Genomic DNA, 21,415 nt, shown 5'->3' with positions numbered 1-21,415 from the left:
ACGTCAATCTCCGACGTCAATCGCCGAGCGCAATCTTCGAACCATTGGCAGCCGGGTGGCGATTGCCTGTCACCGTTTAATCTTGAATAATCAGCGATTGAGAATGACTTGCAGACGCTAATGAATCCCGCAGTTGGCCTACCCAGTATCCTGGCAATCGAAGACGACCCTGTATTGGGCGCCTATGTGCATGAGCAACTGGGCCGCTGTGGCTTCCAGGTCACCTGGTGCCAGAACGGCCAACAGGGCCTGCAGATGGCACGTGACCAGGCGTTCGACGTGGTGTTGATGGACATCCTGCTGCCGGGCATGGACGGTTTGTCGATTCTTACCCATTTGCGCCAGCACCATGCGACGCCGGTGATCCTCATGTCTGCGCTGGGCGCCGAGGCCGATCGCATCAGCGGTTTTCGCCTGGGTGCGGACGACTACCTGCCCAAGCCGTTCAGCATGGTTGAACTGCGCGTACGCATCGAAGCCATCCTGCGCCGCGTGGCCCTGGACCGGCGGCCGTTGCCGCTGCGTTTACCGGCGCATGACGATGCCCGCAGCCTGCGTTTTGACGATGAACTGTACGACGTGTTCTTTCAAGAACACTGGGCCGGGCTGACGCGCAGCGAGTATCGCTTGCTCGAGACCTTGCACCGTAGCGCCGATGAAGTGCTCAGCAAAGCCTTCCTTTACCAGCATGTGTTGCAGCGCGGTTACGCGCCTCACGATCGCAGCCTGGACATGCATATCAGCCAGATTCGCCGCAAGCTCAAGGCCATCGGCTACAGCGAGCGCGAAGTGCGCACGGTGTGGGGCAAGGGTTATGTACTGAGCGGCCATGATGAAGGGCTTTGAGCGGCTGCCCGGCCGGCACTCGTTATTCTGGAAGCTCGCCTGCCTGCTGATCGCCTTCTGTTTGCTGATGATCTGGCTCAGTTGGTCCTGGGGCCGCTATATGGAAGAGCAGAGCGCCTATGTGGCCGAGGAGTCCCGCGAGATTTTGCGCGGCTATGCCGCGGGCGCGGAATTGGCCTGGAGTACCCAGGGCAGTGCTGGCGTGGACGCCTGGTTGCAGCTGATGGCCACGCGCGAATCGACCTGGATCGGGGTGATCGGCCACGACTTGCAGTCGCTGAGCAGCCTGCCGCTGAGCGACAAGGAAAGCCAGCGCCTGACTTTTCTGCGCGGGCTGGAGTGGCCGGTCAGCCGACACGTCAAAGGCCTGCCCTGGGTGAAAATCCCATTCCCGGTCAACCCTGGCGCCGGCTCGCTGGTAATCGAATTACCCAAGCGCTTTATGCCGGGGCGCTATCAGGTGTTCTGGCGCGTGGTGACCAACGGCGTGATTCCCGGCCTGTTTACCTTGCTGCTGTGCGTGGGGCTCTATCGGCTGCTGATCATGCCGCTGAACCAGTTGCGCGAGCAGGCCAACGCCTGGCGCGCCGATCAATTGAATACGCGCATGTCCCGCGAGGCCACCAGCCGCCAGGATGAATTGGGTGAGTTGGGCCGCGCCTTTGACCACATGTCCGAGCGTTTGCAGGGCACGGTGGAGTTGCAGCAACAGTTATTGCGGGACATGTCCCATGAGCTGCGCACGCCGTTGAGCCGTTTGCGCGTGGCCTGTGACAGTGAGCAGGATCTGGCGCAGTTGCGCGAGCGCCTGGGCCGGGAGATTGACGCCATGCAGCGCCTGGTGGAAGACAGCCTGCAACTGGCCTGGCTGGACAGCGAGCGAACGCGGTTACCCGAGGAAGCCATCCAGCTTCCGGCCTTGTGGGACATGCTGCGGGAAAACGCTTGTTATGAAAGTGACTGGCCAGCAGCGCGTTTGCCGTGTCTGTTGCCCGTCGACTGCTGGGTGCGCGGCAACCTGAATGCGCTGGCCCAGGCCCTGGAAAATATCCTGCGCAATGCCATCCGACATTCCCCCGCTCAGGGGCAGGTGACGCTGGACGGCTGTCGCGAGGGCGATGATTGGCATATCTGGCTGCAAGACCAGGGCGGCGGTATTGATGAGCAGGACTTGGAACGTATCTTTGCGCCGTTCACCCGCCTCGAAGGCTCACGGCCGGGTGATGGCGGTTTTGGTCTGGGCTTGAGCATCGCCCGCAATGCGGTACAGCGCCAGGGTGGGACGTTGTGGGCGCAGAACAGCGCGCAAGGTTTGTGCGTGCACCTGCGGCTGCCAGCGCGCTAGCTGTCAGGTGCGTCGTTGTTTGCGCTTCTTCCACTGATGCGCGACCCACCAGCGCCAGTAGCCCATCGTCAGGCAATAGGCCAGCGCGGCCAGCACCAGCCCGCACACCACGGAACCCAACAGGAACGGCTGCCACAGTGTGCCCAGTTGGCTGCTGATCCACTCCCAGGTCAGGTTGTCGGGCAGGCTGCGCGGCGGCGTGTTCATCAGCCAGGCGCCGGTCAGGTAGGTGCAGAAGAACACCACCGGCATGGTGATCGGGTTGGTCAGCCACACCAGGCTCACGGCAATCGGCATATTCCCGCGCACAGCGATCGCCAGGACCGCCGCCAATAACATCTGCAACGGAATCGGGATAAACGCCGCGAACAGGCCCACTGCCATGGCGCGGGCGACGGAATGGCGGTTCAGGTGCCAAAGGTTGGGGTCATGCAACAACGTGCCGAGAAATCGTAAGGACTTGTGTTCCCGGATACTCGTGGGGTCGGGCATGTACCGTTTGAATAAGCGCCGGGGCATAAGGGGTCCAGGTCAGTTCGAGGGGCAAGTATGCCCGCATTCTATAAACAGAAAATTCAGACTTTGTGACAAAACATCAGAGGCCGCGCGGGGTATCCGACTAAGACTAGTGGATCACTGGAAAAGGATGATTCATGAGAACAGGGATGTTCGCGTTCGGAATGGGCTTGTTGTCGCTGCGATTTTTACCCGCATTGCCCGCCACCGCGTGGCTGCTGGCCATGTTGGTAGTGGCCTTGATGTTGCTGCCGTTTCGTACCTATCCGCTGGCGTTTTTGCTGTTGGGCGTGAGCTGGGCGTGCATGAGCGCGCAATGGGCGTTGGACGACCGATTAAGGCCGGCTCTGGACGGTCAGACTCGCTGGGTTGAGGGGCGCGTCATCGGGTTGCCGCAAACTACCAGCACCGGCGTGCGCTTCGAACTGGCCGACAGCCGGTCACGCAAGGCCCGGCTGCCCAAGCGTATCCGGCTGTCCTGGCATGGCGGCCCGCAGGTTAACAGCGGCGAGCGCTGGCGTCTGGCGGTTACGCTCAAGCGGCCGGCGGGCCTGCTCAACTTCCAGGGGTTTGACTACGAGGCCTGGCTGCTGGCCCAGCGCATCGGTGCCACCGGCTCGGTGAAAGATGGCCAACGCCTGGCGCCGGCTCGCCATGCCTGGCGTGACAGCGTCCGCCAGCGCCTGCTGGCGGTGGATGCTCAGGGCCGCGAGGCGGGGCTGGCAGCCTTGGTGCTGGGCGACGGCTCGGGGCTGGCAACCGAGGATTGGCGGGTGTTGCAGGACACCGGCACGGTGCACCTGCTGGTGATTTCCGGCCAGCACATTGGCTTGCTGGCCGGTTTGATCTACGCGTTGGTGGCCGGGCTGGCGCGCTACGGTTGCTGGCCCCGCGCCTTGCCCTGGCTGCCGTGGGCCTGCGGCCTGGCATTTACTGCCGCGCTGGGGTATGGCCTGCTGGCGGGGTTCGGTGTGCCGGTGCAGCGGGCCTGCGTGATGGTCGGGTTGGTGCTGCTGTGGCGTTTGCGGTTTCGCCACTTGGGTGTGTGGTGGCCGTTATTACTAGCGTTCAATGCGGTGCTGGTGCTGGAGCCGCTGGCCAGTTTGCAGCCAGGGTTCTGGTTGTCGTTTGCCGCCGTGGCCGTGCTGGTATTGGCGTTCAGCGGGCGTTTGGGCGCGTGGAGCGTCTGGCAGGCCTGGACCCGCCCCCAATGGCTGATCGCCATTGGTTTGTTTCCGGTGTTGCTGGTGCTGGGGTTGCCCATCAGCCTCAGTGCGCCGGTGGCCAATCTGTTTGCCGTGCCGTGGATCAGCCTGGTGGTGCTGCCGTTGGCACTGCTGGGCACCGCACTGTTGGCGGTGCCGTGGGTGGGAGAGGGCCTGTTGTGGTTGGCCGGTGGCGCACTGGATGGCCTGTTCACAGGCTTGGCGCTGCTGGCCGGGCTGCGCGCAGCGTGGGTGCCCGCCGACGTGCCGTTGGGTTATTGGTTGATCAGCGTCGCGGGCGCGGTGCTATTACTCTTGCCCAAAGGCGTGCCATTACGGCTGCTGGGCTGGCCGATGCTGCTGTTGGCCGTCTTTGCCCCTAAACCATTGGTGCCGCACGGGCAGGTGGAGGTGGTGCAATTGGATGTCGGCCAGGGGCAGGCGGTGATCCTGCGCACGCGCCATCACGCCATGCTCTACGACGCAGGCCCGCGCTCGGGGGTGGTTGACCTGGGCGCGCGCGTGGTGCTGCCATCCCTGCAAAAGGTTGGGGTGGCGGCGTTGGACGCGATGGTGATCAGCCACGCTCACGCTGACCATGCCGGCGGTGCCGCAGCGGTTGCCCGTGTGCTGCCCGTCGGGAGGGTTATGGGCGGAGAGACCGAAGGGCTGCCGGCTTTTCTCGCCGCCCAGCCCTGTAACAATGGCGAGCGCTGGGAGTGGGATGGCGTGTCATTCGAGGTGTGGCGATGGCCTGGCGCCACCAGCAGCAATCCGAAATCCTGCGTCTTGCAGGTACAGGCCCGTGGCGAGCGGTTGCTACTGACGGGCGATATTGATGAGGCGGCTGAAACAGCCTTTCTCGCTTCGCCCTTGGCGGTGCCGACCGATTGGCTGCAAGCGCCGCACCATGGCAGTCGCAGTTCCTCGTCCTGGGCGTTTTTACAGCGGCTTGCGCCCAAGTCGGTGCTGATTTCCCGCGGCCGTGGCAACGCATTCGGGCATCCCCATCCGCAGGTGATGGCGCGTTACCAGGCGCTGGGCAGCCGGGTCTACGACAGCGCCGAGCAAGGTGCCGTGCGTGTGCAACTGGGCAGTTTTAGAGCACCGGTTGTTGCGCGCAGTCAACGGCGATTCTGGCGCGAAGCGTTACCGTAATACAGGCTTACCAAACACCTGGGCCTGCGACAGGCGGGCCTGGCGCCTGCGAACCACGCGGGTGAACCTATATGGTAAAGTGGCGCACTTTTTCGAGGGGACATTCACTGTGTGGGAATTGGTCAAATCCGGCGGCTGGATGATGTTGCCGATTATCTTGAGCTCCATCGCCGCACTCGGCATCGTTGCCGAACGTTTGTGGACCCTGCGCGCCAGTCGCATAACCCCCGAGCATCTGCTGGGGCAGGTGTGGGGCTGGATCAAGAACAAACAGCTGGATAAAGAAAAACTCAAGGAGTTACGCGCCAACTCGCCGTTGGGTGAAATCCTCGCAGCGGGCCTCGCCAATTCCAAACATGGTCGCGAGATCATGAAAGAATGCATCGAAGAGGCCGCTGCCCGCGTCATCCACGAAATGGAGCGCTATATCAATGCTCTCGGCACCATCGCAGCCATGGCGCCGCTGCTTGGTTTGCTGGGCACGGTGCTGGGCATGATCGACATTTTCAGCTCGTTCATGGGTTCAGGCATGACCACCAACGCTGCCGTCTTGGCCGGTGGTATTTCCAAGGCCTTGATCACCACGGCAGCCGGCCTGATGGTCGGTATTCCGTCGGTGTTTTTCCACCGCTTCCTGCAGCGTCGCATCGATGAACTGGTGGTCGGCATGGAGCAGGAAGCCATCAAGCTGGTGGAAGTGGTGCAGGGCGATCGTGATGTCGATTTCGTTGAGGGTCGAGCGTGAAATTTCGCCGCAAGCAACGGGAGAATGTTGATATCAACCTGGCGTCGCTGATCGACGTGGTCTTTATCCTGCTGCTGTTTTTTGTCGTGACTACCACCTTCACCCGCGAAACCCAACTGCGCGTTGATTTACCCGAAGCAGTGAGTGGCTCACCGGCCGAAGACCAGGAAATTAAGCAGCTGGACATTGCCATCAGCGCCGACGGGGTGTTTTCGGTAAATAACCAATTGCTCGAAAAAAATGACCTTGCCAGCCTGATGGATGCCCTGCAGAAAGAGTCCGGCGGCGATACCAATATGCCTCTTTCCATCAGCGCTGACGGCAAAACCCAGCACCAAGCCGTGATCACCGCCATGGACGCCGCCGGCAAGCTGGGCTTCAGCCACCTGCGCATGACCACCGTCGAGGCGGCGAGCCCGCCCTGATGGCTATGTCCGATCGTTTGCTCAAGGCGTGGTACGAGGGCCATCCGGCACTCGTACTGTTGCGGCCGCTGGAATCTATGTACCGTCACGTTGTACAGCGCAAACGCGCGCGCTTCCTGGCGGGCGAGGGTGAGATTTACCAACCGCCGGTGCCTGTGGTGGTGGTGGGCAATATCACCGTCGGCGGCACCGGCAAGACGCCGCTGATCCTGTGGCTGATCGAACACTGCCGGCGCAGCGGCCTGCGGGTCGGCGTGGTCAGCCGCGGCTATGGTGCCAAGCCGCCGCAGTTGCCGTGGCGGGTCGAGGCCAGCCATAGCGCCGAAGTAGCGGGCGATGAGCCGTTGCTGATCGTTCAGCGCTGCGGCGTACCCCTGATGATCGATCCAGACCGCAGCCGCGCCGTCAAAGCCTTGCTGGCCAGTGAACCCCTTGACCTGATCCTCTCCGACGATGGCCTGCAGCATTACCGCCTGGCCCGCGACCTGGAACTGGTGCTGATCGACGCCGCCCGTGGTTTGGGCAACCGCCGTTGCCTGCCAGCCGGGCCTTTGCGCGAACCGGTGGAACGCCTGCATAGCGTGGATGCGCTGTTGTACAACGGCGCCGGAGCCGATCGCGAGGATGGGTTTGCCTTTCGCCTGCAACCCACGGCGCTCATCAACTTGAAAACCGGTGAGCGCCAATCGGTGGAGCACTTTGCCGCCGGCCAGCGGGTCCATGCCGTCGCGGGTATCGGTAACCCGCAACGTTTCTTCAATACCCTCGAAACGCTACACTGGCAGCCGATTCCCCATGCATTTGCCGACCATGCGCCGTACAGCGCAGAGGTGTTGAATTTCACACCGTCATTGCCGTTGGTGATGACCGAAAAAGACGCGGTGAAGTGCCGCGCCTTTGCCCAGCCCGACTGGTGGTACCTTGCAGTGGATGCATTGCCGTCACCGGCGTTTGTGGCCTGGTTCGACACGCAATTGATGCGCCTGCTGCCCGCCCGACTTTTGCCTTAAACCGCTTTTTCCAGGAAATACTCATGGACACCAAACTGCTCGACATCCTCGCTTGCCCGATCTGCAAAGGCCCGCTCAAGCTCAGCGCCGATAAAACCGAGTTGATCAGCAAGGGCGCCGGCCTGGCTTATCCGATCCGTGATGGCATCCCGGTGATGCTGGAAAGCGAAGCCCGTACCCTGACCACCGATGAGCGCCTGGATAAATGACCACCGCCTTTACCGTTGTCATTCCTTCGCGCTACGCCTCCACGCGCCTGCCGGGCAAGCCGCTGCAATTGATCGGCAACAAGCCGATGATCCAGCTGGTGTGGGAACAGGCCTGCAAAAGCAGCGCCGAACGCGTGGTGGTTGCCACCGATGACCCGCGCATTATCGAAGCCTGCAAAGGTTTCGGTGCTGAAGCAGTGCTGACCCGTGAAGACCACAATTCCGGCACCGACCGCCTGGCCGAAGTCGCCACGCAGTTGGGGTTGGCGCCCGACGCGATCGTGGTCAATGTGCAGGGTGACGAACCCTTGATCCCGCCGTGCGTGATCGATCAGGTCGCCGCCAACCTGGCCGCCCACGGCGAGGCGCGTATGGCGACCTTGGCCGAACCGATCGAAGACATCGACACCCTGTTCAACCCGAACGTGGTCAAAGTGGTCAGCGATATCAATGGCCTTGCGCTGACCTTCAGTCGCTCGACCCTGCCTTGGGCGCGGGATGCGTTCGCCAAACAGCCCGACGTATTGCCCCAGGGCGTACCGTACCGTCGCCATATTGGCATTTATGCCTATCGCGCCGGTTTCCTGCATGACTTCGTCAGCTGGGGGCCGTGCTGGCTGGAAAACACCGAGTCCCTGGAACAGCTGCGTGCCCTGTGGCACGGTGTGCGTATCCACGTGGGCGATGCGCTGGAAGCGCCGCCAGCCGGTGTCGACACCCAGGAAGACCTTGAGCGCGTCCGTCGCCTGCTGGGGGCCTGATGGAGGTTCTGTTCGTCTGCCTGGGTAATATCTGCCGCTCGCCCACCGCCGAAGGTGTGCTGCGCCATAAATTGCGCGAAGCGGGGCTGGCCGGCCAGGTTGAAGTGGCGTCTGCCGGCACGGGTGAATGGCACATCGGCAACCCGCCGGACCAGCGCAGCCAGCGCGCGGCGCTGGTGCGCGGTTACGACTTGTCGGCCCAGCGTGCCCAGCAGGTTTCCCGTGCAGACTTTGCTCGATATGACCTGATCCTGGCCATGGATCACAGCAATCTGCGCAACCTCAAGGCGTTGCATCCTGGCCAAGGTAAAGCCGAGCTGGACTTGTTCCTGCGTCGCTATGACGCCGAGGTGAACGAAGTGCCAGACCCTTACTACGAAGGCGAGCAAGGCTTCGAACGGGTTCTGGACCTGATCGAGCGGGCCTGTGATTTATTGGTGATCGAATTGAAGGGGCGGTTATGACCTTGCAAGTGCTTGCGCAGGTATCGCTCAAGCCATTCAACAGCTTTGGCATCGACGTGCGCGCCCAGTGGTTTGCCGAGGCCCGCAGCGACGCCGATGTGCGTGAAGCCCTGGCCTATGCAACGGCGCAGTCATTACCACTGTTGGTGATCGGCGGTGGCAGCAACCTGCTGTTGACCCAGGATATCCAGGCGTTGGTGTTGCGCATGGCCACCCAGGGCGTTCGGGTGCTGCAGGACGACGGTGTAAACGTGGTGGTCGAAGCCGAAGCGGGCGAAGCCTGGCACCCGTTTGTAGTGTGGACCTTGGAACACGGCTTCTGCGGCCTCGAGAACCTCAGCCTCATCCCAGGCACCGTCGGTGCTGCGCCGATGCAGAACATCGGCGCCTACGGTGTGGAGATCAAGGACGTGTTTGCCGGCCTCACCGCACTGGATCGCCACACCGGCGAACTGCGCGACTTCAGCCTGCAAGAATGCAACTTCGCCTACCGCGACAGCCTGTTCAAGCACGAAACCGGGCGCTGGCTGATCCTGCGGGTGCGTTTCGCCTTGAGCCGCGCCAGGCTCCTCAAGCTCGACTACGGCCCGGTGCAGCAGCGCCTGGCCGGGCAGGGCATCACTGAGGCGACGCCGAGTGATGTCAGCCGTGCCATTTGCAGCATCCGCCGTGAAAAACTGCCCGACCCGGCAGAACTGGGCAATGCCGGCAGTTTCTTCAAAAACCCACTGGTGTCCCATGTGTTGGCGGCTGAGCTGAAGGCGCAGTATCCGGATCTGGTGGCATACCCGCAGGCCGATGGGCAGATGAAGCTCGCCGCTGGCTGGTTGATCGATAAAGCCGGTTGGAAAGGCTTTCGCGACGGCGATGCCGGCGTGCATAAACTGCAGGCGCTGGTGCTGGTCAACTATGGCGCGGCCACTGGGCATGACATTGCCAACCTGGCACTGCGCATCCAGCGTGATATTGCTGAGCGTTTCAAGGTCGATCTGGAAATGGAACCTAACCAGTACTGAGCGTTTGCAATCCCGTGAAAACAAAAATGCCCCGTATCTTTCGATACGGGGCATTTTTTATTGCGCTAGCAATCAGTCATCGCGGCTCATGATGCCGAAGATCTGCAGCAGGCTGATGAACAAGTTGTAGATCGACACATACAGGCTGATGGTCGCCATGATGTAGTTACGCTCACCGCCGTGGATGATGGCGCTGGTCTGGAACAGGATGCACACGGAGGAGAACAGCACAAAACCCGCGCTGATCGCCAGCTGCAAGCCGCTGATCTGGAAGAACATGCCGGCAACCACTGCCGCCAGCAACACGAAGAAGCCTGCGGTAATGAAGCCACCCAGGAAGCTCATGTCCTTACGGCTGATCAGCACGTAGGCCGACAGACCACCAAACACCAGGGCCGTCATGGCAAATGCCGAGCTGACCACTTCCGCGCCGCCGGCCATGCCGAGGTAACGGTTGAGGATCGGGCCAAGGATAAAGCCCATGAAACCAGTCAAGGCAAACGCCGACACCAGGCCCCAGGCCGAGTCACGCAGTTTGTTGGTCAGGAAGAACAGACCGTAGAAACCAATCAGCACGACAAAGATATTCGGGTAGCCGACGCGCATCTGCTGCGCCACATACGCCATTACGCCGCTGAACGCGAGGGTAAGGGCGAGCAAGCCGTAGGTGTTGCGCAACACGCGGCTGACTTCAAGCTGCTCAGCCTGCGCGTTACCATTCAGTGCGTAATTCTGTTCGCGCATGGCGACACTCCTTCAGTTTTGAAACATTCAGTCGCAAGGATCATAACAGACGCTCTGTAACAAGCCATGGCAAGAGTTTGACAGTGTGTTTCATTCGGGTATTATGGCGCCCGCTGACACGGGATGGGCTATCATAATCCTGTGAAGCAAAAGGGAAATTGGCAGAGTGGTTGAATGCACCGGTCTTGAAAACCGGCGAACGTTAATAGCGTTCCCAGGGTTCGAATCCCTGGTTTCCCGCCAAATTAAACGATAAGGCCTCGATTAGTCGGGGCTTTTTCGTGTCTGGGGTTTGAGAAGGTTTCTTTCGCTTTTGGCAGGCGTTCCGAAACTTTCGGGTAGGAGTTCCGAAACTTTGCCTATCTGGACGGTTTCGCGGTGGCGCCAATCCTCCTGTAAACCCGCTTTGTGATCTCCTGTTTGCTGTGTCCCAGCAGCAGGCTGGCATCCCCGATATCTATGATTTCCGACGCGGCCTTCGGCCGGATGTCGCGGAACTGAAACCCTCCGATCTTGGCCGCGAGCAGCGGGTCGCCTTGTTCGATGGCGTTCTGCTGGGCTTTTTCCCGCGCCTTGTCCCAGCGCAAGCGCAGCATCCCCTTCGTCATCCGCTTTCCATGCATGTTGATCAACAAGTACTTGGACGGATGCGCGACATTCCTTTCACCGATCTCCCTGACCAATCTCCCCAGGCTATTTTCCCCTGCATCGGTACGCATCAGGATTCGAAGCTTCTGGCCGGTCTTGCCCTGCGTTACCAGGAAGTAGTCACCCTCAGTATCGTCGCTGCGCATGATCAGCACGTCAGCAGGCCGCTGTCCGGTCAAATAGCCCAGGTCCATGGCTTCCTTGAGTTCTTGTTCGGCAACCGCGTAGACGGCATCCCAAACAGCCGCGTTGGCGTAGTAATCACGCGGCGCCTCCTTGTTCTTCCTGATGCCCTGGCAAGGGTTCTCCCGCTCAGTGAGCCCCCACTCCCTGGCCATGTTGAAAACGTGGGACAGGAGCGCGATCTCGCGGTTGGCACGAACCTTTGCTGAGCGGGCATCACGGTAACCGGCGATGTTGAACGGTGTAATTGAGTCGATGGGCGCCTCATCAAACGTAGGACGAAGCTGTTTCAGTTCGGCCATGTTGTCCTTCTGGGTCCGCTCCCCCTTTTTTGGGATGACGTCGCGCACGTATCGGTCGAAGATGCCCTTCATCGTTTTCAGGTCGGCAGGCTTTTCTTTGGCCTCCAGTTCGGCCCACTTCAGCCGGGCTTTGCTCAGGTCTGTTCCAAGCGGAATCTCTTTTCCTGATGAGTCACGGTAGTAGTAGCCGATCCAGACCTTGCCATTTTTCCTTGGGCGCTTGCGGCGCATCATTCCTGGCGGCAAGTCCCTGTTTTCCGTGTTCCGGGGGCGCATATCAGTTCACTCTGGAGAAATCAGGCGTCCAAGCCGGACGCGCCGGCGGCGGGTTTGGGTCAATGATGGTTGCGTTGATCATGCCCAGCTTCATACGGGCAAACATGCGGCCCACCAGCGGCCGGCCACCACGGCTTTCGACGTAGACCCAGTTGCGGTCTTTGAGCCACTTCCGCTGGTGGGCTCGGTGCTTGTAGCCCGTGAGATGAATAAGGTCATCATCTGATAAAATTTCGGTTTCCATAAATACCTTTAGAGTGGCGTTTTTTGAGGTGAGTTTGTCTCGTTGAAATTTCTTGACGTGAGAGGGCATTCGTAGGAGAAAAGAGGCCAAAGTGAAATTGGCTAAACTCAGCGTACCCGGGAGGAATTACAGGCAACTGAAAAGCATACGGACAAAAGCCGCAATGAGTTGATAGAGAGTCTTTTGGTGTAAAGTGTTGTTGTGTAAATGCTCTAGCTTTTGGTTTAGACGGTTTTAAGTTTTAGTTGGTGCTAGTTGTGTCTTGATATGATTATGTCTAATGTAGATAAAATACTAAGGGATTGGGATGAAATATACAGTTTTAGATGATAAGAAAGAGTCTGGCAGGACATGTTTTTTGATAAGGGCGACTTTGTCAGACTATCTGAATACACTGCCCCCTGATTATGCTGCATACGATATACAGCGAGCAATTATAAATAATGTATATCTAGATGGTTTAGTACATACGGTTTTGGGTAGGGGGCATATTCCTTCTATTACCCTTATAGCTAATGGTGAAGATTTTAAAGAGGGTGAGAGCTTAGAGAGCTTCAAGATACTGGATGGTCTGCAACGTACTCATCGTTTGAAGATGATCAGGGATACGAAGGATTTATATCTAGATCGCTTGCTTGATGTTACTCAGGGTATGAGTGACTTCCAGATAAAACGAAAGTTTAGGAGAGAGATTTCCGAAATAGGATCTACGGGGAATATACTTGTCGCCATTAAATCTTTTTATGAGAATCATGGCGAAGATCAGCTGAAGGCATGTTTCGATGATAATTATCAATGGTTTGAGTTGTGGAGGGATTTGACACCTCAGGACGAAGTTAGAAAGATGCTGTTGTTGAATGCGGGTCATAAGCCAGTTAATATCAAGCATCAGTTGGAGTTGCTTTTTAATAATATACTTCCAGTGATGGAGCAGGTGAAGTCTAGATCGGTATATATAATTAAAGAAAAGAATGTATCCTCCTCTAATTTTAATAGTAAGCGTGCTGTCGGCGAGTACCACTTTTCTCACCTTATATCGGCGCTTCTCTCATACGTCCAGAAACGGCCAGTGACTACAAATTCTGACCTCATTCAGAAGATGCAAAATGACGAGGATGGGTACGCTGCTTTAATTGAGTTGTTTACTTATGATTTTTTAGATGGTTTTTTAAGGGCTGTTAAGTTTTTAGATGATCGCGTCTCGGCAGTTTTTGGGGAAGAAGGTGTTTTGTGGTTTGGTCGAGAAGTGACCTTGGCAGCCTTGTTTGCAGCGATTGGAAGCGAGGCGAAGGATCTGAATGATATTCAAAAAATTGTTGAGCCTTTAGGTCACAAAATAGAGCTTTGTAACTTATTGGATTACGAAAGGTCACGTAAAAATTTAGACCCGGCCAAGGTTAATCTTGGTGGGGTTAATAAAAGATATATATTCAATGCTTTCTCTGGTTTTATAAGGTCAGGTTTTCACGATCCTATAAATTGGGTGTCTGTGTTTAAAGGGGCATCCAATGAAGAAGATTAATGCGTTGTATGATTTTTTGATATCTCAGCTTGATATTTTATGTTCCGATAATATCGCAGATATTGAGAGGTATTACGAAGATTTAAGTGATAATGATGCTTTGCTGTTTGATGCATATTTTGAAAAATTAAGTCTTCATCGGGATGCTCTTTGCGCTCATCGAGATGACGCGAATGATGATGGTCACCGAAAAGTTTATCCAGGATTTTCCGAGCTTCTCCTGGAGTTTGAAGATTTTTCATCGAACTTTCAAATGTGCCCGTTGTTGGAGTTTGAACGCATAGGCTTCGTTGTGAAAGTTGCAAAAAAAATTGGTGATCTTACAACAGATATAAATGACCAGGATGTTTTTGGAGGGTTCGATTTTTTTGTCTCGCAGTTAGGGTTTGAGTCAAAAGCATTTTGCTCTAATGTTTCTGATTTAGAACGAAACGTTATCTGGTTTAGAACCTGTGATCAGGAGTCTCTTGATGCGCTGCTGTCCAAAGCAGTTAACTCAGAGCTTCTGTATGTCATTCTGATGATTTCTTCCCGACTGGATTTTACACGTGGTTGCGACGTTGTTGTCTGTCGGGCAGATGGCGCCGTAGAAGCATCTCAGAAGAACGTAATCACATTGTTGAAGCTGTACATGGTTTCATGTGGTGAAAAGATCAATAAGATTAATAAATACCCTTCAAGGCCTGTCAACTCGTCAGTAAGTAAGTTTGACCCGTCTCATAATTACGCCCAGTTTGTTGAAGTAGTTGGGATACTTGGTGAATATATTGAGCGTGAAGATGCTTTATCTAAGTTTTTGTCGATATATCATGTTGTCGAAAATTTTATGTTTCGTGCTCCGATCGTAAAGCTCGAGCGATCTAATAATGGAGCAATGTTTTCTATTCGTGACTTTAAGAGACTGTACAAAGGTGTTGATGTAAATGAGCTTGGTGCATTGGAGTACCTAGTTAGGTCTTCTTTCTCGTTAATCCATCATGTGCCTGAGCCTGTAGCGGTGCCAGCGGTGCCAGCGGTGCCAGCGGTGCTAGCAGTGCCTGTAGCGGTGCCAGCGGCACCTGTGAGTTTTGGACAATTCGCCAAAACCTCTTGGGTAGGTTTTCTTGCTACAAACGTCCAGCAAAAAAATCTGATTGATGATTTTTTGGCGAAGGTTGGTTCCTCATACAATGGAGTGTCCTTTGATAAGTTTTTTGCTTCTCTAATTTATAGGATTAGATGCTCTATAGTTCACAATAAAGAAACTGAATATCATATTTCTTCTGAGAACTATTTTGGCGCTTGCTGTCTGATATTTGAAGGTTATCTTTTACCGATGCTTGAGGAGTTTGTGTTCTTGCTTCTTTGTGAGGATAACTCTTTGGTATGGTATCGGTCTTCTTCGATTGCTCTATGGGACACCGCGTAACACTCATAGCTTGGGCATCGAAAGCTCCTTGGAAAAAGTGCGTTGTTCATCCTGAGATGCTTTCACGTGCGGGTAAGATCTAAGAATGAGTATTTTGCCACTCTTGGAACTTGCCCATTCCCAATGGCTTTAAGTCTGTCCATCCTATAGGCCACCCCATCAGCCACTCGACCCACGCTGGGTTCAGGTGGCCATGGTCGGATGCAAAAACCGCGTGATCCAGTCGATCGTTTACCCTTGATGTTCCGGATTTGCGCGTCAACGTCCCGTTCGAAGATCCTTTCGCCATGCAGGCTACTGGCGTTGGCCACCGGCGGCCGATGTAACCCCAATCCGACGTTTTCTTCATTTCGAAGAATTGCAACGAGCCAAGTCCGATCTCGCTTGTGGGGCGCTCCGCAATCGGATGCTGAAACAATGCACCACTTCGCGTCATACCCCATTTCGGCAAGGTCACCAAGGACCAATGCAAGTCCTCTTCCCACAAGCAGCGGTGAGTTTTCCAAGTAGACGACCTTAGGTCGAACCTCACCGACGATTCGAGCCATTTCACGCCAGAGGCCAGAACGGGCTCCATTGATGCCATCACCGTTCCCCGCAGTTGATATGTCTTGGCATGGGAATCCGCCAGAAACCACGTCAACAAGGCCTCTCCATGGTGTTCCGTCAAAATTACACACGTCAGACCAAATCGGGAAAGTTGGGAGGGTTCCATCGTTCTGTCGTTGCGCCAGAACTTGTGCGGCGTAGGCATCACGCTCAACTGCACAGACGATTCTCCACCCGAGCAGGTGGCCGCCGAGTATTCCGCCACCAGAGCCTGCGAAAAGAGCCAGCTCATTCATTTATCCTCCGTGCTGCCGACATCTTCGCCGGCTGGCGTGATTCGTTGATATGGGGTATTACGGGTGACCGGCATGGGGCCGGATCAAGGAGTGACTGATGCAAGAGATTCGATTGGCGGAAGACCATCTGAGGCCGGCCAAATTTGAGTACAAGGGGATCATTCTGCGGATCAGGTTTAGCTATCCTCAGGGAAGCAATGTGCCGTTGGGTGCTACCATCACAATAGATGACGCACCCAAGCTATTGGACGCCCTTGAGTTGAATGAGCCCACTTATGAGGCGGCGCTTTCTGTCGCACAGCAAGCGGCCAAAGATTGGATCGATAACAATCCATCTACTTAAGCCGCCGCACGCTTTACCAGTACCTGTTGCCGTGCCGCTTCGAACTCGCTGCCGAGGATCTCGGCGGCGCCCTCGATGTTCTCGTTTCCATCTTCAAGCCTGATGCCAAGGTTGAGGTAAACGACCCCATCCAGTTCGAAGAAAACGCCGCCACACATCCATAGGGCGCCTGCGCTCAGGCCGATCGCCTCCCAGGCTTCGTCCATGTCGATGCTTGCCGGGCAATGCTCCTTCCACAGCGCCGACAGGCGCTCATGCTCGGCGGCCTGTGCGGCGCGCGCTTCCTTTGGTGTTCCTTTCGCCGGCTTGGCGCTTGAGCGCAGGGCGCGGTATTCATACTGGTCGGGGCGGCACCAGTGCACATCCAGTTCGCGGCTATCACTGATCTTCACACCGCCGACGTAGCTTCGATTGCCTGACCGCATCGGCGAGGCCGCACCACCGAACACCTGGCCAAGTTTGGCGCGCTGGGCGTCCCACTCTTTGCGTTTTGCTTCCCAGGCTATTACCGCGGCAACCACGGCCGGGGCGGTGGTCTTGTACATGTAGTTGCTCATGGATTATCTCCAGTCAGGCGCCGCCCCCAGTTACCGGTGGTGGCTATGTTTGGGGTGGTTGTGTTTTATAGTGCGACTGACAGCAGCCAAGGAGTAACGGGGCATGAACCAAGTCACAGTCGATGACTTAAATCAGAAAGGCTTTCTATCCCAGGCGATTGAAGTGGTAAGGACGAACCTGAAGGTGACTTACCAAAAAGCGTTCGATGAGGCGGAAGCTGCATCTGGTATTGCTCAGATTTTGGTTATGGGCGCCGGTGCCAAGCGAGATGCCCCTCATCAGATGGCATCACTCGTTTTTTTTCATAAAACAGTTAGGAGCTGCCAGGCGGCAATTTTACTCTGTGAAAGAGGGCTTGTTGTTGATGCTCAAACCTTGAGTCGGTCAGCTGTCGAGGCTCTGTTTCATGCTGCGGCTCTGATCAACGATCCCTCTGTGTTTGCTCGCATGGGTAGGGCTGGGGATATCGAAGACCGAAAGCAGGCAGAGGCTATGATCAGATCATTAACTGGGCTGGGGCTTACTGATCAAAATATCCAAGACTTGAACGAAGTTATCAGTCGAGCTGAAGGCGAAGGCCCCGGATTTTCGACTTATGACGCAGCCCAAGTTGCTGGCTTGACACCTCTTTACGAGACCATGTACCGAGGGCTTTCATCTGTAGCTAGCCACGCAACCTTCAGATCAATGGATTCATCGCTCCTGGTGAGGGATGGCGAGCCTGTGCTTGTCACCGGCCCAACTGAATATCACTTGGAGTTTACACTTGGAATCCTTAAGACCTGTTTGGAAATCGCAAGCAATAGGTTGCGCGATAATTTCGTCTATGAGCAATGAGGCGCGCTTATAAAACCTATGCAGGCTCGATGATCTCGTCGCCCGGGTCTTTCTGGATGGCGAGCAGGCTTTTATTGCGGAATTCCCGCGCCACACTTTCCGTAGGTTCGAAAACGTGGCGCGGCGGATTCAGTAGTGGCTGACACTTCGCGGAGCCCAGCGCATGCAGGTGATGAATCATCAGCGTCATCGCCTCGCCCTGCTCAGTAATGCCTGACCACTCCATCAGGTCGGCCAGCGCCTGCCGCGTACCGGGACGAACCCTGAGCCTCAATTCCTCTTCGGCAAGTGCCACACGCTTCCTGGCGGTTTTCGCCGAGCGCTCCTGCACAGTCTTGGCCATGGCCTACCTCTTCTATTCCGCTGGCCGGCAGTGCGAGCCAGGTTTGTCGTTTACGTTGCTGGGTGCGGGCTATCCGGCGCATGAAGTGCTGCCACGTTGCGCTTTGGGGTAGTCGATGCCGTGGGCGGCAATGATCCGCTCGAAGGCCTTGTTGCCGATCGCCAGCCTGCCACAGCACTGGCGACGGGTGATCCCCAGTTCCAAGAAGGCGCGAATCCGCTCGGCGTACTTCGCGTCGCGGGCCTGAACCTGTTCGCTTCGAACTGCGCCGTTGGCGCCGCCCCGGGTTGGCTTCTTGAAGGTGATGCCGTACTCCTTCGCGAAGCTGTAGAGGGTGCGCCGGCTCAGGCCCAGGGCAACAGATGCCTCCGTCTGCGTGTGAGTGGCTCCCAGTTCCCGAATACGTTCGGCGAGCTCGTCGCGTTCCTGCTGGCGAATATCTTTCGAGTGCAGGGGCAGGGGAGTCGCCTCAATCCGACGACGAACAAATGGCTTCGGCGCTGGCGGCATCTGGTTGCTGTAGGTGATGGGCTTGGGCTTGTAGCCGATGGGCGCCGCTTCTTCAATCTGGCCTCCGGCCGCCAGGTACTGCTCGACCTGCGCGGCCAGTTCATCCGAGACCGGGCGAGCCTGCTCGACCATGCTGAGGTGGTTGCTGATCATGCTGCGATCCCCAAGACCCGATTCATCCGGTCGTCCAAGATTTCGTAGAAGGTGCTGACCCGCTCCGACAGCTTGCGGATCATCGCCTCGTCACGGTAGGCGCGCTTGATGAACAGCGGCATGCCGGGCCAGTAGCAAACGAAGTCGATCCACTCACGCTCCGACACCCATAGCCCCCCCTGGCATTGGGCTACGTGTTCTTTTGGAATCTCGCCGGAGAGGATTACCTCGACCTGGAATTTCGGCAGCTTGGTTTTGATTTCAGTCAGGCCCTTTGCGCTTACCAGCGAGTCAGGCGAGTACCCGGCGCCGTGGTTGAGGATGATCGCTACCTGTTTGGTCTCGATCTCTTCACGCTGTTCGTACAGCTTTCTGGCAACGCCTTCCAGCTCATGGCCGCGCTCGGTGTGCCGGTTGCCCGTGAACGGGTCAGCAGCTTCGCCGGTGATGCGCTCGCCGATGAGCGTGTTCATGTAGGTGAAGGCTCCAGCGCCGAAACCTGCCTCGCCTTTTCCGTTGACCAGCAGGCATTCCAGCTCGGAGCAGGTGACGATACCCAGGCGCAGGGCCAGCCATTCCGGTGAACCCTGTTCTACCTCAGTGATTATCTGCATCAGTATTCTCCTGAGAGGCGGCATGCTGTGCTGCCGACTTGGTGAGCATGCCCAGCACCTGGTCAAAAACTGATTTCTCCACGGATGCTGGGGCGCCGTGGATCTTCTTGAATGCCTCCTTGGCCTTGTCGCTGCACTTTTCAAGCAGCGTCGCCAGTTGTGTGGCCTGGGCCGAGGTAACTCGAGGCGTTATCTGCGCCGCCGGTCCATTGCCATCATCATCTTCGCCAGTGGTGGTGATGTTCAGCAGCAGCCCGGCGGTATAGCGCTTGCCGTAGCTGACACTAGAGGCCACGGCCTGTACGCCGTTTTTGCTGCCAGTGGCATCTACAGGCAGGACGATTGAGGTCACTTCACGGTGCCCGGCGCGGTGACTGAGAACACCCTCAACCTCGATGCCTCGCTCGTTGCGCGGCGTGCGAAAGGTGATGGCGAACCCGTGTTTCGCCATTACCGGCTTGATCATCTCGTTTACGTCCTCCCAGAGCGCATAAGTGCTCTGGATGCGTCCGTTTTTATCCTTGATCCCGCCTCGCTCGCCGATTACGGGCATTTCTTCCTGCATCTGTGCCAATGCTTCGTCGTACAGCTGCTTTGCACTGTGCGCCTGCATGCGCTCATGCATTTCCATCAGGCGTTCAAGCTTGTTGATGTCACAGGAAGGATCGGAAGCCGCACGGCTAATGACAGCCATGATGCTGGTGTCCATTGCGGCCGGGGCGGTCACCTGGCGGCGCGGCTCCGGCATGATGATGTCGGTGGACATGCTGAATACCTCAGAATTGAATGGATACGTTCGGGACTTCGCCGCGAGCGATCTTCAGGACGATGGCCTTGGCCAGCTCTTCGCTGATGTTCATGTCGATCAAAGCCTGCTTGGCTTCGCCCAGGATTTTCGACTTGTGCGCCATGTCGGCCTGGCGCTCCTGCTGTTGGCGCAGGATTTCGTCTGCCGCTGCGTTCGCCCGGGCAACCTCAGCCAGTCGAGCCTGCTCCACGGCTTCCTCTTGTCGGCGGATGGCCGCGAGTCGGTCTTGCTCGGCTCGCTGTTCGGCAGCGACACGGCTCGCTTCTGCCTGGGCCGCCGCTGTGCGTGCCTGTTCGGCCTGTAGCTCCAGTTGCAGGCGTTGGCGTTCGGCGGCTGCCTCGGCGTCCAGTGCCGCCTGTGCAGCGGCGCGCTGAGTGGCAGCGGCCTGGTCCAGCAGTTCCTGCTCACGTCGTGCGGCAGCTTCGCGCTCCGCCTGGGCCTGCTGGTCGGCTTGGAGCCTGGCTTGTTCGGCGGCGACGCGGGCAATCTCTGCATCGCGATCACGCTGGGCCTGTGCTTCAGCCTCGGCGCGCAGGCGCACCAATTCAGCCTGTTCGGCTTCGTACTGAATGCGGTCAGTGTGCAGTGTGCGCAGCTTGACCAGCGTTTCGTCCTTCACCTGGGCGGCCTCGGGCAAAAACTCTTCCCAACTGTCGTTAATCGCAACCAACTCAAGGATGGCAATGATGTGGCCGACCTGATCGGCACTCGGTGCGCCTTCGAAAATTAGAAAGTCCTTCATGGCTTGGATGCCATCGACGTGCTTGTCTTTGCGGGCCTGATCGGCATCTTCCCAATCCGTCAGAGGCTTGCGGGTGGCATCGCGTAAGCTGTCCATCTTGATCACGAACTCTCGCAGCTCAGCCTCGACCACCTTCGGCATTTCCTTAAGGCGCTTCAGGTAGTCGCGGCCAGGTGTCTCGACTGCCTTTTTGGACTTACTTACGGTTGCTGCCAGGCTGGCGATGCGGGCACGGCCTTTAGCGGTCTTGAGGTCTGGAACCTCGGTAGTTACTTCGGCCTTCACCGCATCGAAGAACTGGCTCAGGCCACCGGCTACGTAAATGGCCGGCGCGTTGTCGGCGCTGATGTCGTCGATGGTGATTACTTGCTGTTGTGCGGACACGGTGACTCCCTGCCGCGATGCTCGCAGCGATTGAATGTGTTGGTTATTGAGTGATTCGATCAGCGAGGGCGCTGAGCAACATCAGGAAGGTGCAGATGGAGAGGGCAGAGAAGGAGCCGCGCCAGATGAGTAGGCGCCGGGTGCGCTGGCGGGTGGTCATGGCATGCACCATTGGCTGCCGCAGTAGTAGCGACCATCATCAAAGTTCGGGGGGCCGGATTTGCGCCCGCACCCGCACTCAACTTCCGCCT

The 21,415-nt window shown here is 57.3% G+C and carries 25 protein-coding genes and 1 tRNA gene; 15 read left to right on the top strand and 11 right to left on the bottom strand.

All coding sequences use genetic code 11. The features are described 5' to 3' along the window. Window positions 1-120 precede the first annotated feature (120 nt). Window positions 121-846 (top strand): response regulator transcription factor, encoded by a 726-nt coding sequence (locus tag AOA62_RS04645; protein WP_099548013.1) that lies wholly within the window; start codon window positions 121-123, stop codon window positions 844-846. Further along, window positions 833-2,191 carry a sensor histidine kinase gene (locus AOA62_RS04640; RefSeq protein WP_099548012.1) on the top strand — a complete coding sequence of 453 codons (1,359 nt, stop codon included), beginning with the start codon at window positions 833-835 and terminating at the stop codon, window positions 2,189-2,191. Before AOA62_RS04645 ends, AOA62_RS04640 begins: the two co-directional genes overlap by 14 nt. Before the next feature lie 3 nt (window positions 2,192-2,194). Here the strand turns inward: AOA62_RS04640 and AOA62_RS04635 are convergent, their stop codons facing one another. After that, window positions 2,195-2,710, bottom strand: coding sequence for a DUF2062 domain-containing protein (locus AOA62_RS04635; RefSeq protein ID WP_017136567.1), 516 nt, complete (start codon window positions 2,708-2,710; stop codon window positions 2,195-2,197). Between the two features lie 134 nt (window positions 2,711-2,844). On the opposite strand from AOA62_RS04635, the gene AOA62_RS04630 reads away from it, so the two are divergent. From AOA62_RS04630 to murB, 8 genes are all read left to right on the top strand, one after another. Beyond that, window positions 2,845-5,070, top strand: coding sequence for a DNA internalization-related competence protein ComEC/Rec2 (locus tag AOA62_RS04630; protein WP_099548011.1), 2,226 nt, complete (start codon window positions 2,845-2,847; stop codon window positions 5,068-5,070). Window positions 5,071-5,179: 109 nt separating this feature from the next. Continuing rightward, window positions 5,180-5,815: a MotA/TolQ/ExbB proton channel family protein gene (locus tag AOA62_RS04625; RefSeq protein ID WP_016969293.1), complete on the top strand. Its 636-nt coding sequence runs from the start codon at window positions 5,180-5,182 to the stop codon at window positions 5,813-5,815. Continuing rightward, window positions 5,812-6,240, top strand: coding sequence for a biopolymer transporter ExbD (locus AOA62_RS04620; RefSeq protein ID WP_017136564.1), 429 nt, complete (start codon window positions 5,812-5,814; stop codon window positions 6,238-6,240). The genes AOA62_RS04625 and AOA62_RS04620 overlap by 4 nt, the downstream gene beginning before the upstream one ends. After that, window positions 6,240-7,250, top strand: coding sequence for a tetraacyldisaccharide 4'-kinase (gene lpxK / locus AOA62_RS04615; protein WP_099548010.1), 1,011 nt, complete (start codon window positions 6,240-6,242; stop codon window positions 7,248-7,250). Before AOA62_RS04620 ends, lpxK begins: the two co-directional genes overlap by 1 nt. Window positions 7,251-7,273: 23 nt before the next feature. Continuing rightward, window positions 7,274-7,459 (top strand): Trm112 family protein, encoded by a 186-nt coding sequence (locus AOA62_RS04610; RefSeq protein ID WP_003174668.1) that lies wholly within the window; start codon window positions 7,274-7,276, stop codon window positions 7,457-7,459. Continuing rightward, a complete protein-coding gene (gene kdsB / locus AOA62_RS04605; RefSeq protein WP_017136562.1) occupies window positions 7,456-8,220 on the top strand; it encodes a 3-deoxy-manno-octulosonate cytidylyltransferase in 765 nt (254 codons plus the stop codon). Before AOA62_RS04610 ends, kdsB begins: the two co-directional genes overlap by 4 nt. Continuing rightward, a complete protein-coding gene (locus AOA62_RS04600; protein ID WP_099548009.1) occupies window positions 8,220-8,684 on the top strand; it encodes a low molecular weight protein-tyrosine-phosphatase in 465 nt (154 codons plus the stop codon). Before kdsB ends, AOA62_RS04600 begins: the two co-directional genes overlap by 1 nt. Continuing rightward, the gene (gene murB / locus AOA62_RS04595; protein ID WP_099548008.1) at window positions 8,681-9,700 is read left to right on the top strand and encodes a UDP-N-acetylmuramate dehydrogenase; all 1,020 of its coding nucleotides are present in this window, start codon (window positions 8,681-8,683) and stop codon (window positions 9,698-9,700) included. Before AOA62_RS04600 ends, murB begins: the two co-directional genes overlap by 4 nt. A 72-nt stretch (window positions 9,701-9,772) precedes the next feature. Here murB and AOA62_RS04590 read toward each other — a convergent pair whose 3' ends face one another. Then, window positions 9,773-10,444: a Bax inhibitor-1/YccA family protein gene (locus AOA62_RS04590; protein WP_058419884.1), complete on the bottom strand. Its 672-nt coding sequence runs from the start codon at window positions 10,442-10,444 to the stop codon at window positions 9,773-9,775. 152 nt (window positions 10,445-10,596) lie between these two features. On the opposite strand from AOA62_RS04590, the gene AOA62_RS04585 reads away from it, so the two are divergent. Next, window positions 10,597-10,687, top strand: a tRNA-Ser gene (locus AOA62_RS04585). A 116-nt stretch (window positions 10,688-10,803) separates the two neighbouring features. On the opposite strand, the gene AOA62_RS04580 is transcribed toward AOA62_RS04585, so the two are convergent. Together AOA62_RS04580 and AOA62_RS04575 are read right to left on the bottom strand one after the other, a co-directional pair. Next, the gene (locus AOA62_RS04580; RefSeq protein WP_099548007.1) at window positions 10,804-11,853 is read right to left on the bottom strand and encodes a tyrosine-type recombinase/integrase; all 1,050 of its coding nucleotides are present in this window, start codon (window positions 11,851-11,853) and stop codon (window positions 10,804-10,806) included. A gap of 1 nt (window position 11,854) precedes the next feature. Then, window positions 11,855-12,097 (bottom strand): DUF4224 domain-containing protein, encoded by a 243-nt coding sequence (locus tag AOA62_RS04575; protein WP_099548006.1) that lies wholly within the window; start codon window positions 12,095-12,097, stop codon window positions 11,855-11,857. A gap of 307 nt (window positions 12,098-12,404) precedes the next feature. Here AOA62_RS04575 and AOA62_RS04570 point away from each other — a divergent pair, with 307 nt between their 5' ends. Beyond that, window positions 12,405-13,619, top strand: coding sequence for a hypothetical protein (locus AOA62_RS04570; RefSeq protein ID WP_099548005.1), 1,215 nt, complete (start codon window positions 12,405-12,407; stop codon window positions 13,617-13,619). Next, window positions 13,606-15,027 (top strand): hypothetical protein, encoded by a 1,422-nt coding sequence (locus AOA62_RS31710; protein WP_158235117.1) that lies wholly within the window; start codon window positions 13,606-13,608, stop codon window positions 15,025-15,027. The genes AOA62_RS04570 and AOA62_RS31710 overlap by 14 nt, the downstream gene beginning before the upstream one ends. A gap of 62 nt (window positions 15,028-15,089) precedes the next feature. Here AOA62_RS31710 and AOA62_RS04560 read toward each other — a convergent pair whose 3' ends face one another. Then, a complete protein-coding gene (locus AOA62_RS04560; protein ID WP_099548004.1) occupies window positions 15,090-15,872 on the bottom strand; it encodes a DNA cytosine methyltransferase in 783 nt (260 codons plus the stop codon). A gap of 97 nt (window positions 15,873-15,969) precedes the next feature. Between AOA62_RS04560 and AOA62_RS04555 the strand changes: the two genes are divergently transcribed. After that, window positions 15,970-16,215, top strand: coding sequence for a hypothetical protein (locus AOA62_RS04555; protein WP_099548003.1), 246 nt, complete (start codon window positions 15,970-15,972; stop codon window positions 16,213-16,215). On the opposite strand, the gene AOA62_RS04550 is transcribed toward AOA62_RS04555, so the two are convergent. Continuing rightward, entirely contained in the window at window positions 16,212-16,772 is a 561-nt protein-coding gene (locus tag AOA62_RS04550; RefSeq protein WP_099548002.1) for a hypothetical protein, read from the bottom strand. The genes AOA62_RS04555 and AOA62_RS04550 overlap by 4 nt on opposite strands. Before the next feature lie 103 nt (window positions 16,773-16,875). On the opposite strand from AOA62_RS04550, the gene AOA62_RS04545 reads away from it, so the two are divergent. Next, the gene (locus tag AOA62_RS04545) at window positions 16,876-17,610 is read left to right on the top strand and encodes a DUF5677 domain-containing protein (RefSeq protein WP_099548001.1); all 735 of its coding nucleotides are present in this window, start codon (window positions 16,876-16,878) and stop codon (window positions 17,608-17,610) included. A gap of 16 nt (window positions 17,611-17,626) precedes the next feature. On the opposite strand, the gene AOA62_RS04540 is transcribed toward AOA62_RS04545, so the two are convergent. From AOA62_RS04540 to AOA62_RS04520, 5 genes are all read right to left on the bottom strand, one after another. After that, on the bottom strand, window positions 17,627-17,953 hold the full coding sequence (locus tag AOA62_RS04540; RefSeq protein ID WP_099548000.1) for a hypothetical protein: 327 nt from the start codon (window positions 17,951-17,953) through the stop codon (window positions 17,627-17,629). Window positions 17,954-18,022: 69 nt separating this feature from the next. After that, window positions 18,023-18,616, bottom strand: a complete 594-nt coding sequence (locus AOA62_RS04535; RefSeq protein WP_099547999.1) for a hypothetical protein — start codon at window positions 18,614-18,616, stop codon at window positions 18,023-18,025. Further along, window positions 18,613-19,230 (bottom strand): lambda exonuclease family protein, encoded by a 618-nt coding sequence (locus tag AOA62_RS04530; RefSeq protein ID WP_099547998.1) that lies wholly within the window; start codon window positions 19,228-19,230, stop codon window positions 18,613-18,615. The genes AOA62_RS04535 and AOA62_RS04530 overlap by 4 nt, the downstream gene beginning before the upstream one ends. Beyond that, a complete protein-coding gene (locus AOA62_RS04525) occupies window positions 19,214-19,996 on the bottom strand; it encodes an ERF family protein (RefSeq protein ID WP_099547997.1) in 783 nt (260 codons plus the stop codon). The genes AOA62_RS04530 and AOA62_RS04525 overlap by 17 nt, the downstream gene beginning before the upstream one ends. A gap of 10 nt (window positions 19,997-20,006) precedes the next feature. Then, window positions 20,007-21,164: a hypothetical protein gene (locus tag AOA62_RS04520; RefSeq protein WP_099547996.1), complete on the bottom strand. Its 1,158-nt coding sequence runs from the start codon at window positions 21,162-21,164 to the stop codon at window positions 20,007-20,009. Between the last annotated feature and the right edge of the window lie 251 nt (window positions 21,165-21,415).

The organism is Pseudomonas sp. 2995-3, assembly GCF_002742565.1.
Taxonomy (GTDB): domain Bacteria; phylum Pseudomonadota; class Gammaproteobacteria; order Pseudomonadales; family Pseudomonadaceae; genus Aquipseudomonas; species Aquipseudomonas edaphica.
This window is presented reverse-complemented; position numbering and strand designations above follow the sequence as displayed.

Coding starts and splice junctions, on each gene's coding strand:
- AOA62_RS04550 (WP_099548002.1), bottom strand. CDS start 16,772: ATGAGCAACTACATGTACAAGACCACCGCCCCGGCCGTGGTTGCCGCG.
- AOA62_RS04640 (WP_099548012.1), top strand. CDS start 833: ATGAAGGGCTTTGAGCGGCTGCCCGGCCGGCACTCGTTATTCTGGAAG.
- AOA62_RS04560 (WP_099548004.1), bottom strand. CDS start 15,872: ATGAATGAGCTGGCTCTTTTCGCAGGCTCTGGTGGCGGAATACTCGGC.
- AOA62_RS04555 (WP_099548003.1), top strand. CDS start 15,970: ATGCAAGAGATTCGATTGGCGGAAGACCATCTGAGGCCGGCCAAATTT.
- AOA62_RS04575 (WP_099548006.1), bottom strand. CDS start 12,097: ATGGAAACCGAAATTTTATCAGATGATGACCTTATTCATCTCACGGGC.
- AOA62_RS04545 (WP_099548001.1), top strand. CDS start 16,876: ATGAACCAAGTCACAGTCGATGACTTAAATCAGAAAGGCTTTCTATCC.
- AOA62_RS04540 (WP_099548000.1), bottom strand. CDS start 17,953: ATGGCCAAGACTGTGCAGGAGCGCTCGGCGAAAACCGCCAGGAAGCGT.
- AOA62_RS04630 (WP_099548011.1), top strand. CDS start 2,845: ATGAGAACAGGGATGTTCGCGTTCGGAATGGGCTTGTTGTCGCTGCGA.
- AOA62_RS04600 (WP_099548009.1), top strand. CDS start 8,220: ATGGAGGTTCTGTTCGTCTGCCTGGGTAATATCTGCCGCTCGCCCACC.
- AOA62_RS04645 (WP_099548013.1), top strand. CDS start 121: ATGAATCCCGCAGTTGGCCTACCCAGTATCCTGGCAATCGAAGACGAC.
- kdsB (WP_017136562.1), top strand. CDS start 7,456: ATGACCACCGCCTTTACCGTTGTCATTCCTTCGCGCTACGCCTCCACG.
- AOA62_RS04635 (WP_017136567.1), bottom strand. CDS start 2,710: ATGCCCCGGCGCTTATTCAAACGGTACATGCCCGACCCCACGAGTATC.
- AOA62_RS31710 (WP_158235117.1), top strand. CDS start 13,606: ATGAAGAAGATTAATGCGTTGTATGATTTTTTGATATCTCAGCTTGAT.
- AOA62_RS04525 (WP_099547997.1), bottom strand. CDS start 19,996: ATGTCCACCGACATCATCATGCCGGAGCCGCGCCGCCAGGTGACCGCC.
- AOA62_RS04610 (WP_003174668.1), top strand. CDS start 7,274: ATGGACACCAAACTGCTCGACATCCTCGCTTGCCCGATCTGCAAAGGC.
- AOA62_RS04530 (WP_099547998.1), bottom strand. CDS start 19,230: ATGCAGATAATCACTGAGGTAGAACAGGGTTCACCGGAATGGCTGGCC.
- AOA62_RS04570 (WP_099548005.1), top strand. CDS start 12,405: ATGAAATATACAGTTTTAGATGATAAGAAAGAGTCTGGCAGGACATGT.
- AOA62_RS04590 (WP_058419884.1), bottom strand. CDS start 10,444: ATGCGCGAACAGAATTACGCACTGAATGGTAACGCGCAGGCTGAGCAG.
- AOA62_RS04580 (WP_099548007.1), bottom strand. CDS start 11,853: ATGCGCCCCCGGAACACGGAAAACAGGGACTTGCCGCCAGGAATGATG.
- AOA62_RS04535 (WP_099547999.1), bottom strand. CDS start 18,616: ATGATCAGCAACCACCTCAGCATGGTCGAGCAGGCTCGCCCGGTCTCG.
- murB (WP_099548008.1), top strand. CDS start 8,681: ATGACCTTGCAAGTGCTTGCGCAGGTATCGCTCAAGCCATTCAACAGC.
- lpxK (WP_099548010.1), top strand. CDS start 6,240: ATGGCTATGTCCGATCGTTTGCTCAAGGCGTGGTACGAGGGCCATCCG.